This is a genomic window from Streptomyces sp. P3 (assembly GCF_003032475.1).
Taxonomy (GTDB): Bacteria; Actinomycetota; Actinomycetes; order Streptomycetales; family Streptomycetaceae; genus Streptomyces.
In genome coordinates, this window is record NZ_CP028369.1 from 8015454 (window position 1) to 8030235 (window position 14782).

General features: G+C 72.7%; 12 protein-coding genes and 1 pseudogene. 5 read left to right on the forward strand and 8 right to left on the reverse strand.

Translation table 11 applies throughout. The annotated features are described in order from the left end of the window. Nucleotides 1–8: 8 nt before the first annotated feature. The 5 genes from C6376_RS35350 to C6376_RS35370 are packed head-to-tail and all read right to left on the reverse strand — an operon-like array spanning nt 9 to nt 4702. Nucleotides 9–989: a 3,4-dihydroxyphenylacetate 2,3-dioxygenase gene (locus C6376_RS35350; RefSeq protein ID WP_254076190.1), complete on the reverse strand. Its 981-nt coding sequence runs from the start codon at nt 987–989 to the stop codon at nt 9–11. After that, nucleotides 982–2448: an aldehyde dehydrogenase gene (locus C6376_RS35355; protein WP_107447144.1), complete on the reverse strand. Its 1467-nt coding sequence runs from the start codon at nt 2446–2448 to the stop codon at nt 982–984. The genes C6376_RS35350 and C6376_RS35355 overlap by 8 nt, the downstream gene beginning before the upstream one ends. 34 nt (nt 2449–2482) lie before the next feature. Then, nucleotides 2483–3289, reverse strand: a complete 807-nt coding sequence (locus C6376_RS35360; protein ID WP_107447145.1) for an acetoacetate decarboxylase family protein — start codon at nt 3287–3289, stop codon at nt 2483–2485. 11 nt (nt 3290–3300) lie between these two features. Next, on the reverse strand, nt 3301–4509 hold the full coding sequence (locus C6376_RS35365; RefSeq protein WP_107447146.1) for an NAD(P)/FAD-dependent oxidoreductase: 1209 nt from the start codon (nt 4507–4509) through the stop codon (nt 3301–3303). Between the two features lie 4 nt (nt 4510–4513). Next, the gene (locus C6376_RS35370; RefSeq protein ID WP_107447147.1) at nt 4514–4702 is read right to left on the reverse strand and encodes a ferredoxin; all 189 of its coding nucleotides are present in this window, start codon (nt 4700–4702) and stop codon (nt 4514–4516) included. 385 nt (nt 4703–5087) lie between these two features. Here C6376_RS35370 and C6376_RS35375 point away from each other — a divergent pair, with 385 nt between their 5' ends. After that, nucleotides 5088–6443, forward strand: a complete 1356-nt coding sequence (locus tag C6376_RS35375; RefSeq protein WP_107447148.1) for a glutamine synthetase family protein — start codon at nt 5088–5090, stop codon at nt 6441–6443. A gap of 146 nt (nt 6444–6589) precedes the next feature. After that, nucleotides 6590–7903: a cytochrome P450 gene (locus C6376_RS35380; protein ID WP_107447149.1), complete on the forward strand. Its 1314-nt coding sequence runs from the start codon at nt 6590–6592 to the stop codon at nt 7901–7903. Between the two features lie 8 nt (nt 7904–7911). Here the strand turns inward: C6376_RS35380 and C6376_RS35385 are convergent, their stop codons facing one another. Then, a complete protein-coding gene (locus C6376_RS35385; RefSeq protein WP_107447150.1) occupies nt 7912–10053 on the reverse strand; it encodes a SpoIIE family protein phosphatase in 2142 nt (713 codons plus the stop codon). A 170-nt stretch (nt 10054–10223) separates the two neighbouring features. On the opposite strand from C6376_RS35385, the gene C6376_RS35390 reads away from it, so the two are divergent. The 3 genes from C6376_RS35390 (at nt 10224) to C6376_RS35400 (ending at nt 13196) form a co-directional block, all read left to right on the forward strand. Further along, complete coding sequence (locus C6376_RS35390; protein ID WP_107447151.1) at nt 10224–10982, forward strand: hypothetical protein; 759 nt, start codon at nt 10224–10226, stop codon at nt 10980–10982. 257 nt (nt 10983–11239) lie between these two features. Next, the gene (locus tag C6376_RS35395; protein WP_254076191.1) at nt 11240–11947 is read left to right on the forward strand and encodes a sigma-70 family RNA polymerase sigma factor; all 708 of its coding nucleotides are present in this window, start codon (nt 11240–11242) and stop codon (nt 11945–11947) included. A 151-nt stretch (nt 11948–12098) separates the two neighbouring features. Further along, nucleotides 12099–13196: a magnesium and cobalt transport protein CorA gene (locus tag C6376_RS35400; protein WP_107447153.1), complete on the forward strand. Its 1098-nt coding sequence runs from the start codon at nt 12099–12101 to the stop codon at nt 13194–13196. Between the two features lie 237 nt (nt 13197–13433). Here C6376_RS35400 and C6376_RS35405 read toward each other — a convergent pair whose 3' ends face one another. Both C6376_RS35405 and C6376_RS45795 read right to left on the reverse strand, forming a co-directional pair. Further along, on the reverse strand, nt 13434–14204 hold the full coding sequence (locus C6376_RS35405) for a methyltransferase domain-containing protein (protein WP_107447154.1): 771 nt from the start codon (nt 14202–14204) through the stop codon (nt 13434–13436). Between the two features lie 126 nt (nt 14205–14330). Continuing rightward, nucleotides 14331–14588 (reverse strand): annotated as a pseudogene (locus C6376_RS45795) (response regulator transcription factor); the annotation flags it as partial. Nucleotides 14589–14782: the final 194 nt, after the last annotated feature.

The window sequence follows — 14782 nt, forward strand, 5'->3', positions numbered from 1 at the left end:
CGGGGCTCCTAGGGGCGGCTGTGCGGGGTGCGGCCGGCGGCGGGACGGCTGTCCGGGAGGCCGCCGGGCGGGGTGTGCGCCGGTCCGGCCGCGGCCGGAGCCGTGCCGGTCCAGCCGTCGGACGGGCGGTCGAACCAGAGGTGCACCTGTCCGGTGCCGATCGAGTTCTCGTACTCGCCGTACTGGCGGGCGGTCGCGACGCAGGCCTGCTCGCCGAGGGCGCCGGCCATCATCAGGTAGTGGAAGAACTTCGCCTCCGGCCGGTACTTCCAGAACTCGTCCATCGTGTCGAGGACCTTGTCGTGGCGGCCCTCCTTGAACCAGGCGATGCGCTCGTGGTCGGCCTCGCGGGCCTCGGGCGTACGGATGTGCACCAGGTCGCCGGCCTCGTGGTCGCGCAGTTCGCGCAGCGGCCAGAAGGTGTGCGAGAGGGCGCCGGACGCGATGAGCAGGACACGGCGGCCCGGGGTGGCGGCGATGCCGTCGGCCAGGGCGCGGCCGAGTCGCAGATGGTCCTCCATGTCACCGGTCTGGCACACCCCGATGGTCACCCACCGCTTGTCGGGCAGCCCCTCGCCGAGGAACTTCCAGAGGTTGATCGTGGCGTAGTAGATCGGCAGGTAGTCGTCCTCGATCGCGGTGATCCAGGTGCCGTGCCGGTCCGCGAACTTCGCGATGTTCCCGGCCAGTTCGGGATCACCGGGGAAGTCGTACGGCATCCGGCACATTCCGCGCGGCAGTTCCTCGGAGGTGAACAGCCCGGCGCGGCGGTGCTGGGCGGTGACGACGAACTCGACGGTGGTGGCCCAGTGGGAGTCCAGGACGACGACGGTGTCGTAGTCGTCGCGGGCGAAGACGTCCTCGCGCAGTTGCCGCAGCCCGGTGACGAGGGTGATCTCCTTGCCCTGGTTGAGCTCCAGCCGTTCCTGCTCGGGGAGCACGATGGTGGGGACGTGGGCGAGCAGACCCGCCCCGACGATCTCACCCATGGTCCGGGCTCCATCCGTTCGGCGCGGTCACGGTGTTCTTCAGGTCGCAGTAGAAGTCGAAGCTCCAGGAGCCGCCCTCGCGGCCGACGCCGGACTGACGGGAGCCGCCGAAGGGCGCCTGCAGGTCGCGGACGAAGAAGCAGTTCACCCAGACCGTGCCCGCGACCAGTCGTGCCGTGACGCGCTCCGCGCGCTCGCGGTCGCCGGTGACGAGGGTGGCCGCCAGGCCGAAGCGGGTGTCGTTGGCGAGCCGGACGGCTTCGTCCTCGGTGGTGAAGGTCTGGAGCGTGAGGACGGGTCCGAAGACCTCTTCCTGGACGATCTCCGAGTCCTGGGCCACGTCGGTGAGCAGCGTCGGCGCGTAGTACTGGCCGTCCTTGCGGTGCCCACCGACGACCGCGCGTGCCCCGGACGCGATGGCCCGCCGCACGAAGCCGTCGATCTTCTCCAGTTGACGTGTGTGGATGTTGGGCCCGATGTCGGTGGCCTCGTCGCGGGGGTCGCCCTGGGTGAGCTGCCCGGCCTTCTCGGCGAACCGCCGGGTGAACTCCTCGGCTACCGACTCCTCGACCAGGAACCGGGTGGCGGCCAGGCAGACCTGGCCGGCGTTGTCGTACTGCTCCACCGCCAGGTCCACGGCGAGGTCGAGGTCGGCGTCGGCGAACACCAGCAGCGGTGACTTGCCGCCGAGTTCGAGGCTGAGCGGGGTGAGGTGGGCGGCGGCCGACGCGGCGATCCGCCGGGCCGTCGGGACGGATCCGGTGAAGCTGATGCGGCGGACGTCCGGGTGGGAGGTGAGCGCGTCGCCGATCTCGGAGCCGTAGCCCTGGACCACGTTCAGCACTCCGGCCGGCAGCCCGGCCTCGGCGGCGATGTCCGCGAGCAGGGACGCGGTCAGCGGGGACCACTCGGCGGGCTTGAGGACGACGGTGTTGCCGGCCGCGAGGGCCGGGGCGACCTTCCAGGTGGCGAGCATGAGCGGGGCGTTCCACGGGGTGATCAGCACACTCGGGCCCGCCGGGTCCCAGGAGACGTGGTTGCGGTGGCCCCGGGTGTCGAAGTCCTCGTGCTCCAGCTTCAGCAGCCAGTCGGCGAAGAAGCGGAAGTTGTGCGCCACCCGGGGCATCACCCCGCGGCGGTGCGAGCGCAGCAGGGCCCCGTTGTCGGTGGTCTCGACGATCGCCAGCTCCTCGAGCCGCTTCTCCACGCCGTCGGCGACGGCGTGCAGGATGCGGGCGCGTTCGGCGCGCGGGGTGGCCGCCCAGGCGGGGAAGGCGGCCTTGGCGGCGGCCACGGCGGCGGCGGCCTCCACCGGGGTGCCGCGCGCGATCTCGCCGATGGCGCGGCCGTCGATGGGCGAGACGTCGGTGAACGTCTCGGCGGAGGCGACGCGTTCGCCGCCGATCCAGTGCCGTGCGTCGACGGTGACCCCGGCCACCGTGAGGGTGTGTTCGATCATGTCCAGTCTCCAGGTTCTGTGATGCGTGAGGGGGTCACTCGGCGCCGGACATACCGGACTCCAGCAGCCGGCCGCCGTCCCAGACGACGCCGACCTGCCGGTAGTAGGCGGCGATCGGCTCGCGGATCTCCAGCCGGGCCAGTTCTTCCGTGGGCGCCTCGAACAGCTCGAGTTCGGCCTCCCCGGCCCACGCGGGACCCGCCTCGAAGGACGCCGCACCGGTCTCGATCAGCTCGTCGAGGGCCAGGCCCTTCCCCTTCTCGATCGAGGGCAGCCAGCGGTGATGGGCCATGGGGTGTGCGTTGACGAACCCGTTCGCCTGCGACGGCTCGCGCAGCGTCACCACCGCCTGGGCCAGCCGCCGGTCCGCCGCGGCCAGCGTCGCCCCGAACCGGGCTCCCGCCTCGATGCGCGGGGCGGGTCCGTAGGGGTGCGGGCGGGTCTGGTGGATCGAGCCGAGCTTCTTCGGATATCCCTGGTGCAGCCCGCGGGCGATGGCGAAGTCCTTGTCGACCCAGATGTAGACGCACCGCGAGTAGGTCCGACCCTGGTACCGGCAGCGGACGACCGCGAACGCCTCCTTGTACTGGGAGAGCACCGGGTCGAGCAGCTCGTCGCCGGAGGCGGCGCAGGACTGCCAGTCGGCCCAGATCAACGCCACCGCGCCCGGGTCCTCGTCGGCGAGTTCCAGCGGCTCGGGAAGCAGTTCGCGCACTCTTGCCGGATCGGTGCGGTACTCGACGGTGAGCAGGTCGCCGGAGTAGCGCCACGGCGGCGACGGGATCAGCGACGACGCGCCGCTCGCCGTCTTGGGGTGGAAGTAACCACGGACAGGGGACATGACGGGCTTCCTTACGGGGTGAGGGCGGGCGACTTCAGCAACTGGGCGCGGTAGCGGGCGGCGGCCGTCGCGGTGGCCGGACCGCCGAGGGCGACGACGCCGACCAGCAGGCCGCCGGTGTGGTAGCCGACCAGGACGTCCCCCTCGGGGTCGCCGTCCAGGACGCGTACGTCGTCCGTGCCGAGAGCGGGCGCTCCGAAGGACTGCAGCCGGAAGTCGTGCTGGTCGCTCCAGAAGGTGGGCAGTGGAGCGAAGGGGCCGGGCCCGGCGTCGGCGCCGGTGAGACCGGCGACCAGGGTCTTCGCGGCGTGCCTGGCGGTGTCGGTGGGGATCGACCAGTGTTCGACGCGGCGGGGCACGCCGTCGTAGCGGGCGTTGGGGAACCGGGCCACGTCGCCGACGGCGACCACGTCGGGCCGGCCGCCGGCCCGCAGCCGATCGTCGGTCAGGACGCCGTCGACGAGGTCGAGGCCGTTGCCTTCGAGCCATTCCACGTTGGCGACCGAGCCGACCGACTCGACCACCACGTCGGCGGGCAGCACGCGGCCGTCGCCGAGGACGACGCCGTTCACCCGCTCCTCGCCCCGGAAACCGGCCACTGCCGTGCCCAGTGCGAAGCGCACGCCGCGCTCCTCGTGCCGCTTCAGCAGCGCACGGCCGAGCAGTTCGCCGAGCGGGCCGGCCATGGGCAGGGGCAGCGGGTCGACGACGGTCACCTCGGCCACGCCGAGACGGACGGCGGTGGCGGCCACCTCGCAGCCGATGAATCCCGCGCCGACCACGACCAGCCGGACTCCGGGCCGGGTCAGCTCGGATCGCAGGCCCTTCGCGTCGTCCAGTGTGCGGACGGTGTGGCGGCCGACGAGGGGTCCGGGGCAGCGCAGCCGTCTCGGCCGCATCCCGGTGGCGACGACCAGTCCGTCGTAGGACAGCGTGTGGCCGTCGTCGAGGGTGACGGTCCGTTCGTCGAGCCGGGCGGCGACGACCTTCGTGCCGAGCCGCCACTGCACGTCGGCCGCGGCCGCCTTCGGGGTGAAGGCAAGCGACGCGAACGGCGTCGTGCCGGCCAGCACGTCCTTGGACAGCGGAGGCCGGTTGTAGGGCATGTGGGGCTCGTCGCCGACGACGGTGACGGACCCGGTCCAGCCCGCCGTGCGCAGCTGCTCGGCGGCGCGCAGTCCGCCCATCGAGCCGCCCGCGACGACAATCGTCCGGGTCATGGACTCAGCCCTCGATCCGGATGGCCTGCAGGGGGCAGACGTCGGCGGCTTCCTCGACCTCGTCGCGCAGAGCGTCGTCGGCGTCGGGGACGTAGGCGAGCCGTCCGCCGTCGTCCAGCGAGAAGACGTCCGGGGCGGCGAAGACGCACTGGCCGTGGTCCTGGCACTTGTTCATGTCGACGACGACCTTCAAGGCGGTCCTCCTGAGGGGTGAGCGCGTCGGAGCGGAAGGGGAGGAGGTGGGAGGGCCCGGCCCGCGGGCCACAGGCGTCCGGTGAGGGCCGGGCCCCGTTGCCACAGGGAGGCGGGAGAGTGCCGCCCTGACTCGTTTGGCGTCAAACAACATAGGAAGCCGTCGCCCCCTGGTCAATACCTGTCCAGATGGATTATTTTTTGCACCGCCCCCTTGCGGGGTCGCGACTACCTTCCTTACCGTTCGGGATCAAACGAATGGTTCCCGGGGGTTCGCCCGGGACCGTCCTCCCGCTCCCTCCCGGCCCCGGACCCGCCTCCTGTGCGCCCCCCGTCCGGCCGACGCCCCCCGGGGGAGCCCCGCCTTTCCGCCCTAGGAGAACCCGGTGAGCGCATCCGACAGCCCAGACATCCGCCGGCACATGGAGCGGCTTGCCGCCGAGGGCGTCGACGTGGTCCGGGTGCAGTACCCCGACCTGATGGGCACCGACCGTGCCCGCGACGTCCTGCTGGACCATCTGCCCTCGGCCTACGAGCACGGCCTGGCCTTCTGCCGCGCCGTCTACCACACCTCCCCCCAGGGCGACGTGGTCCCCGTGCCGGGCGGCCTCGACGCCGGACTGCCGGACGTCTGCGTACGCCCCGACCTGTCCACGGCCGTCCCGCTGCCCTGGGAACCCGGCGTCGCCGCCTGCCTCGGCGAGGTCAGCGACCCGGCGACCGGGGAACCGGCCGCGGAATCCCCGCGAGACCTGCTGCGCACCGTCCTGGCCCACTGCGCCGAGCAGGGACTGCGACCCGTCGTCGGCCCCGAACTGGAGTACTTCCTCCTCGAACCGGCCCCGGGCACCCCCACCGGCTGGCGCCGCGCCCCGGAGACGACCGGCGCCGTCTACACCGCCGGCCTGCGCGCCGACCCCGCCAACCATCTGCTGCGCACCCTGCGCCAGCTGCGCGATCTCGGTGTGGGCGTCACCAACGGCAACCACGAGTTCGACGGCGGCCAGATCGAGATCAACCTGACCCACTCCGACGCCCTGGACGCGGCCGACCGCGCCTTCCGCTTCAAGGCCGCGGTCAAGGAACTGGCCCGCCAGGAGGGCAGACTGGCCACCTTCATGGCCAAGCCCTTCGGCGACGCGGGAGGCTCCGGCTTCCACCTCCACCTCTCCTGCGACGACGCCGCCGGCCGCAACGCCTTCGACGACCCGGCCGGCGCCCACGGCCTCTCCACCACGGCCCGGCACGCCGTCGCGGGCATCCTCGCCCACGCACCGGCCCTCGCGGCGCTGGCCAACCCCACCGTGAACTCGTACAAGCGGTTCGGCCCCGACACCCTCGCGCCGTGGCTGATCGACTGGGGCCTCGACAACCGCAGCGCCATGGTCCGCATCCCGCCGGAGCGCGGCAGCGGCGCCCGGCTCGAACTGCGCCTCGGCGACGCGGGCGCCAACCCCTACCTGCTCGTCGCGGGCACGATCGCCGCCGCCCTGCTCGGCATCCGGGCGGGCGAGGAGCCGGCCGCCCCGCTGGAGGGTTACGGATACGACACCGCCCGCTCCGCCCTGCTGCCCACGAGCCTGCCGGAGGCGCTCGACGCGCTGGAGACGGACACCGCCTTCACCGACGTCCTCGGCAAGGACTTCACGTCCTCCTTCCTCACCTACAAGCGCAACGAGGCCGAGCGGTTCGGCCGGCACGTCACCGACTGGGAGTTCACCGAGTACGCCTACCACCTGTGACCCGGCCGGCCGGCTCGGGCCTGTGCCCGACCGACGGTCCGAGCCCGCGACCGGCCACAGCCCGGGCCGCTCCGCCCGCCCCGCCAGCTCCGCCCCGCCCGCTTCGCCCCGCCCCGCCCGCTTCGCCCCGCACAGGAGATCACCCGATGAACAGCCCCACCGCCGCCGTCCCCACCAGCCGGGCGGAGCTGCGCGACGCCCTCGAAGAGCCCCTGCCGCTGGACCGGGTGGATCTCGCCGACCTCGACAACTTCGCGGACGGCGTCACCCCGTGGCGGATGTTCCACACCCTGCGCCACGAGGACCCGGTCCACTGGCAGCCCGAGGAGGTCCCCAACTCCGGCTTCTGGGCGGTCACCCGGCACGCCGACATCGCCCGCGTCGACCGCGACGCCGACACCTTCACCTCCACCCGCTTCGTCAACCTGGAGGAGGTCGACGAGGACCAGATCAAGAAGCGCGCCTCGATCCTGGAGATGGACGGCGTCCGCCACCGCGCCCTGCGCAGCGTCATCCAGCGCCAGTTCGGCGCCGGCGTCATCAACAGCTACAGCGACTTCCTGCGCGGCCTGACCGCGAGGACCCTGGACGCGGCCCTGGCCAAGGGCTCCTTCGACTTCGTCGCCGACGTCTCCGCCGACTTCCCCATCAACGTGCTCGCCCGGCTCCTCGACGTGCCGCCGGAGGACAACCAGCAGCTCATCGACTGGGGCAACCGCATCATCGGCAACACCGACCCGGACTACGCCGACGTCCTCCTGCACAGCGCGGAGAGCGAGAAGTACCGCGATCTGCCGTTCCGTTCACCCGCCTCGCTCGAGGTCTTCGAGTACGGCCGCGAGCTGGCCCGGCGGCGGCGCGGCGGCGACGGCCAGGACCTGGTGTCCAAGCTCGTCAACACCACTCCGCGCGACGGGATCCCGCTCTCCGCCCAGGACTTCGACAACTACTTCCTGCTGCTGGTGGTGGCCGGCAACGAGACCACCCGCCACACCATCTCCCACTCCATGCTGGCCCTGCTCCAGCACCCCGACCAGCTCGCCAGGCTGCGGGACGACCCCTCGCTGATCCCGACGGCGGTCGAGGAGTTCCTGCGCTGGGCCTCCCCGGTGTACCACTTCCGCCGCACCGCCACCCGGGACGTCGAACTCGGCGGCAAGCACATCAAGGAGGGCGACAAGGTCGTCATGTGGTACGCCTCCGGCAACCGCGACGAGGCCGTCTTCGGCGACCCGTACGACTTCGACGTCGCGCGGCCGCACAACGACCACGTCACCTTCGGCAAGGGCAGCCCCCACCTGTGCCTGGGCAACCTGCTCGCCCGCACCGAGATCCGCATCATGTTCGAGGAGCTCGTCCCGCGGATCGCCGACATCCGGCTGGCCGGCGACGTCCCCCGGGTCCGTTCCAACTTCGTCAACGGCATCAAGAAGCTGCCGGTCGAGGTGACCCTGGCCTGAGCACGGACTCAGGGCCGCCCGGTGGGGCGGATGAGCAGGAGGGCGATGTCGTCGCTGCGGGGCGCCGAGCGTCGGGCGTGCTGGATGAGCGTGTCGGCGAGGGCGTCCAGGGTGCCCGGCCCGGCACGCTCCAGCTGGCGGGCGAGGGCGGCGACGGCGTCCCCGAGGTCCACCCCGGGCGCCTCGACGAGCCCGTCGGTGTAGAAGGCAAGCACCGAACCGGGCGGCAGCGGGACCTCGGTGGACGAGTAGGGCGCGTCGGGATCGATGCCCAGCAGCAGACCCGGCGGCAGCTGAAGGATCTCGGTGCCGCCGTCGGGACGGCGCAGCACGGGGGGCGGGTGCCCGGCGGTGGCCAGGCACGCGCGCCGCTCGGTGAGATCGATGTGGGCGTAGAGACAGCTGGTGAACAGCCCGGGGTCGAGATCGGTGAGCAGCCGGTTGGTGCGGGCGAGGACCTCGTCCGGTGGCGCGCCCGCGGTGGCGTGGACGGCGGTGCGGACCTGCCCCATCAGGGCGGCGGCCGTCATGTTGTGACCCTGGACGTCGCCGATGGCCGCGGCTGCGGTGGTGGCGTCGAGGCGGATCAGGTCGTAGAAGTCGCCGCCGACGTCCATGCCGCGGGTGGCGGGGAGATAGCGGGCGGCCACCTCCAGGCCGGGGACGCCGGGCAGGGCGTGGGGGAGCAGGGCGGCCTGCAGGTCGTGCGCGAGTTGGTGCTTGGTGTCGTACAGGCGGGCGCGGTCGAGGGCCTGCGCGATCAGTCCGGCGGTGGAGGTGAGGACGGCGCGCTCCTCGGGGGCGAAGGCACGGGGCCGGCGGTAGGCGAGCACCAGGGAACCGACGGGGTGGCCGGAGGTGATCAGCGGCAGGAAGGCCCAGGCTCCCATGCCGTCCTGCAGCACCGCGGGCGGGTAGGCGCGCTTGAGCTCGGCGAAGTCGCCGAAGAAGGCGGGCACGCCCGTCGCCAGGGTGCGCACGGCCGGGGTGGCGGAGGTGAGCGGTTCGGCGTCGAAGCGTTCCATGACGTCCGCGGGATAGCCGCGGTAGCCGATGATCCGCAGCCTGCCGTCCTCGGCGGTCATCAGGGCGAGCGCCTCCGCGCCGAAGGCGGGCAGCATCTGGTTCGCGACCTGGTCGACCACGTCCCGCACGCCGACCGCCTCGGTGAGCGTGGCGGCCAGATGCATCAGGTGGTACAGGGTGGCGGCCCGTCCGGGAGCCGTGGACGCGCCCGCCTCCTGTCGGGGCGGGTCGAAGACCGGCGCGTGGACGTGCGCCGAATGGGTGGGCACGATGTGCACGCTGATGCCCGACCCGTCCGGGGTGAGCCGGAACGACAGCCACCGGTCCGGCGGGCGCAGGGCGGTGAAGGACACCGGCTCACGGCTGAGCACTGCCGCCCGGTAACCGTCCTCGGCGGTCGGCTCGTCCAGCCAGGGCAGGGCCTCCCACGGCTTCGTGCCGAGCAGGGCCTCGATGTCGGCGCCGAGCAGTTCGGCGGCCCTGGTGCTCACGAAGGCGATACGGCCGTCCACGCCCAGTGAGCAGCAGCCGCCGGGGATGCGCTCGACGAAGTCGACCGCGGCCTGCGCCTCGGCCCGTTCCGTGGTGCGGGCCCGCGGCGGCGGCAGCATCAGCGGTTCCGCACCGGGCCGCACCGGCCGGCCCTTCTCGGCGGCGTGCCGCAGGATCAGGCCCAGCCGGTGACACGCGCCGGTGATGGCCTCCCGCTCGTGCGGGCTCAGCTCCGGCGGGTGCGAGGCGGGCCAGTGCAGCACCAGACCGCCCCAGGTTTCGGCGCCGGTGGCCACGGGGGCGGCGGCCAGCGCGAAGCGGTACGGCACGACGAGCGCCAGCCGCGGGTAGCGGCGCGCCATCTCCTCCTGCCCGCCCACCCACACCAGGCGCCGCTCCCGGACGGCGTCGGAGACCGGCGAGACGGCGTCCAGCACCACCCGTGCCCAGGGCATCGAGATCTCCCACGGAGCCCCGCCCAGCGCGGTCAGCCGCAGGACGGGCTGGTCCTCCTGCAGCAGATAGACGGCTGTCACGGAGGCGCCGGTCCGCCGCGCGAGTTCGACCAGCACCGGCTCCAGCAGTTCCGGACCCGGGTCGGCACGGCGGCCTTCGGCGGAGGTGTCCGCCACGTTCTCACCTTCCCCGGAACGCAGGGCCAGGGAGCGCGGTCAGGAGTTACTCCCTCATCATCGGACCTTACGCCCCCCCGCGCGCGCCGGTCTCGCAGTGCGCGAACGCTCAGGGCGTTGTGCGCATCCACCCGCGACGAGCGGAGTCCGGATGCGAGGATGAGGCCGTCATGACTGCTGGATGGGGTGTGCGCACGGTACGCGTCGCGGTGTTCGCGGCCGTCTGTGTGCTGCTCGCCGCCCTCGGACACGTCCTCATGTCGGGCTCCGCCGTGCCGTGGTGGACGATGTCCGCCGGCTTCGCCGCCACGAGCGGCGTCGGCTGGAGTCTGGCGGGCCGTGAGCGCCGGCTCCCGCTGGTGGTCTCCGTCGTGGTCGTCGCGCAGGGGGCGCTCCACTCGGCCTTCTCGTGGGGCCTGACGGCGGCGCCGGCGTCCGCGAACGCTTCCGCGGCACCCGACATGAGCGGCATGTCGACGGGTTCGGTGTCCGCGGGCTCGATGTCCGCCGGTTCGGTGTCCGCGGGCTCGATGTCCATGAACACGATGGACATGGGCGCGATGGGCATGGGCTCCCTGGGTTCCGCGGGCTCCCCGTACCCGGGGCACGCGGCGCACGCCGAGCACCTCGGCCACCTCGCACACGGCGCCGGCGGCATGTCGTCGCTGGGCATGCTCGCCGCCCACACGCTGGCCGCCCTGCTGACCGGTCTGTGGCTGGCCCACGGCGAGCGGGCCGCGTTCCGGCTCCTGCGCGCCGTCGCCGGACGGCTCGCCGTCCCGCTCTTCCTCCCGTTCGCGGCGCTGCCCGCCGTGCCGCGCCGGCCCCGCCTGCGGCCGACGCGCGAGCGCGCCGAGCGGATCCCGCGGCTGACGCTCACGCACACGATCATCTCCCGGGGGCCCCCGGCCGGGACCGCTGTCGTCTGAGACAGCCGGCTTCCCGAAGCCGTCCTGCCGGCGCCGTGTCCGTCGCGGCCGCCGGCTCCGAGGCTTCGGGCACGGGGCGTGCACACGTCGTACGTCCTCGCCCCGTTCCCCTCTCCCCCCTGTCCCGGGACCTTCCGCGGCGGCGGGACCGCACGGCGTGCACGTCCCTCCGGGCACCCGCCCGGATGCCGTGGCGTGCCGTGCCGCCTCGTGCCGCCTCGCGCCGGTCGTCCCGGACCACCCGAGAAGGACTTCAGGTGATCACTCCCGTTCTCCCCCTGCTCCCGGCGCCGTCCGGGCAGCGCGACACGGGGCACACGGCGTCCGGTCGGCACGTCGGGACCACGCCGCCCGACGACGCGGCCACCGGCTGGGCGCTCGCCGCGCGCACCGGCGATCGCGACGCCGTCGACCGGTTCGTGCGGGCCCTGCGTCCGGACGTCGTCCGCTACGTCACGTACCTGTCCGCAGACCGCCAGCTGGCCGACGACCTCGCGCAGGACACGTTCCTGCGGGCACTCGGCAGCCTGCACCGGTTCGAGGGGCGCTCCTCCGCACGCACCTGGCTGCTGTCCATCGCACGCCGCACGGTCGTCGACAGTCTGCGCCACGCCGCCGCCCGGCCGCGGCGGGCCGACGTGGACGACTGGACGCTCTGGGCCGAGCGCGCCCAGCCCGCCGGCCTGCCCGGCTTCGACGACGGCGTGGCCCTTCTCGACCTGCTGGACGCGCTGCCCGCCGAGCGCCGGGAGGCGTTCGTCCTCACGCAGTTGGCGGGCCTGCCCTACGCGGAGGCGGCCGAGGCCGGCGGCTGCCCGGTAGGGACGATCCGCTCGCGGGTGGCCCGGGCGCGAGCGACCCTCGTCGGCCTCCTCGAGGAAGCCGAGGAGGCCGAGGAAGTCGAGAGGTCCGAGGGTGCCGAGGGAGGGGGCGGGGCCGAGGCCCTGACCGCCGTGGCCGTCTGACGCGAAGTCGCGGCCTGCCCGGCGTCATGGCGCCCGGCAGGCCGCCGGAACGTCCGAGTCCCTGCTCGGGCCGGGCGTTCCGCCGGTCCGGTTCACTTGCGGCTCGCGGGTGTTTGGCACACTGTCCGCACCCCGGTGAAAGAGGTCCCGCATGTCGATGGTCGCCCACCTGCGCAAAGTCGCGAACCTGGCGCGGCGCAGCCGACGGCGCGTGGACCTCAGCCATCCGGCCCGATCCCCGCTCGGCTCGGCCGTCGTCAACTGCGTCGTCTACCACGACGGAGTCCGCCGGCCGTCGGCCGGCTCCGTGGAGGAGGCGGTGCGGTACACCCGCAGGCACCGGGGCGGATTCGTCTGGCTGGGCCTGCACGAACCGAGCGCGGAGGAATTCGCCGGAGCCGCGGAGCTCTTCGGTCTGCATCCGCTCGCCGCGGAGGACGCCGTCCACGCCCACCAGCGCCCCAAGGTCGAGCAGTACGGTGAGGTCCTGTTCGCCGTGTTCAACACCGTCACCTACGTCGAACACACCGAGCTGACCGCGTCCAGTGAGGTCGTCGACACCGGATCGATCATGGTTTTCACCGGGCCCGACTTCGTCGTGACCGTCCGCCACGGCCGGCACGGCTCCCTCGGACCCCTGCGGGAGGACCTCGAGGCGGACCCGCAGCAACTGGCCAAGGGCCCCTCCGCCGTCCTGCACGCCATCGCCGACCACGTCGTGGACGACTACGTCGCCGTCGCGGACGCGGTCCACAACGACATCGAGCAGGCCGAGACCGACGTCTTCTCCCCGCTCAGCCCCCGAACCGCCGACGCCGGCCGGATCTACCAGCTCAAACGCGAGCTCCTCGAATTCAAGCGTGCCGTCGTCCCGCTCGCCCGCCCCCTCGACCGGCTCGCCACCGATCCGAGGAGCCGCGTCGACCCGGAGATACAGGCGTACTTCCGTAACGTCGCCGGCCATCTCCTGCGCGTCACCGAACAGATCGCCGCCTTCGACGCCCTGCTCGACTCGATTCTCCAGGCCCACCTGGCGCAGGTCACCGTCGCCCAGAACGAGGACATGCGCAAGATCACCGCCTGGGCCGCGATCATCGCCGTACCCACCATGGTGTGCGGCGTCTACGGCATGAACTTCGACCACATGCCCGAGCTGCGCTGGCGCTTCGGCTACCCCCTCGCCCTCGCCGTCATGGCCGCCGCCTGTGTCGTCATCCACCGCGGCTTCAAACGCAACGGCTGGCTCTAGCCGGCCGTGTTGAGCCGCAGGGCCGTCCACGCGCGTCGGCACCCCCGGCTCCTCGCTGTCACCCTGGTCGGCCTTTCCGCGACGCCACCCCTATGGCTGACCCGCGGAGCCCGCGCCGCCGACCGGAGCCGCACGGAACCGCACGGAAATCGGCTTTCCCTGTCCGGCCCATGGGCGGGAGATCGGAAGCCGCTCGTGATGTGCGTGTTCAGTGGGTCGACGCGCCCGCAGGGCTGGTCAGGCCGCCTTGCGGAACACGAGTACCTCCGTGGAGGCGACGCCCATCGGGGCCAGGAAGCCGGCCTCCAGGCCGCAGCCGAGGGACGCGAAGAGGTCCACGCACATCCCGCGCGGCATGGCCGCCGGGAAGGAGCCGTGTCCCGTCCCGCCCTGCGTCGCCCAGGTGCGCACCGCGGCCGGGTCCAGGCAGGTCTCGGTCATGACGTCGAAGACGATGCGGCCACCGGGCCTCGTGACACGTGCCATCTCGAAGAAGTAGCGGGCGGCGCAGAGGAAGGTCACGGTGTTGAAGACCTTGTGCGCCTGAACGAGGTCGACGCTGCCGTCGGGTGTCGGCGCGAGACTGGATCCCGCGGTCGGCAGAGCGATCACGCCGAACGTGTTCACCAGGTAGTCGGCCCAGGGCGCCGCCGTCTCGTAGATCTCGTAGCGGTCCGGCGCGCACTCCTTCAGCGTCTTCTCCAGATACCGTCCGGACCCGGGGCCGATCTCCAGCACCGTCGCGGGGCCGGCGGCGAAGACTCCGAGAGCGCGTAGTTCGTCGATCGTGGACTGGGTGGCGCCTGGCGTCCCGTTCATCACCGCGTCGATGTGGTCGCCGACCGACAGACCGGACGCCCGGGCGGCCCGCATCGTCGCCTCGAAGGGGATGAAGTCGTCGACGCCCCCCAGGTTGTTGCCGCTGCGCACGATGTCGAATCCCGTGCGCCCCAGGAGCCGCTTGACCCCGGACTTCCATGCCGACGTGCCTTTGCCTGCTGCGCTCATCAGGCATCTCCCCAGGTCGTTGCCACCCTCGGCGTCAGCATAGGATTTTCGGACTCCGGCGCGCAGCGGGACGGCGAATTCGCTGCTTCGACGAGGTGCCGCGCCATCGGCGACCGCCGGTCCGCCTCACGGGTGCCCGGCGCTGGGCTGCGCGGGCCCCCGCTCTCCCACGCTGACCAGCCCGGTCTCGTAGGCGGCGATCACTGCCTGGACGCGGTCGCGCAGTTGCAGCTTGCCGAGTACGCGGGAGACACGGGTCTTGACCGTGGTCTCGGCCAGGTGCAGACGGCCGGCCACTGCGGCGTTGCTCAGTCCGCGGGCCACCGGACCCAGGACCTCACGTTCGCGCGAGGTCAGCGAGGCCAGGTCGTGGTGGATCGCCGTGCCCTGGCTCCCTTGCCGCGTGAACCTGGGGGCGCTGCTGCCCGCGGGGCGGGCGGCAGCGGCGCGTACCGCGACCGCACTGCGCACCGAACAGGTCCAAAAGCGCCGTCGGGCCCACGACGCCCACATCGTCGACCGCGATGCGGGAACCGCGGAGCCACCAGGCAGACTCTGCGGTTGTAGTCCCTTCTGAC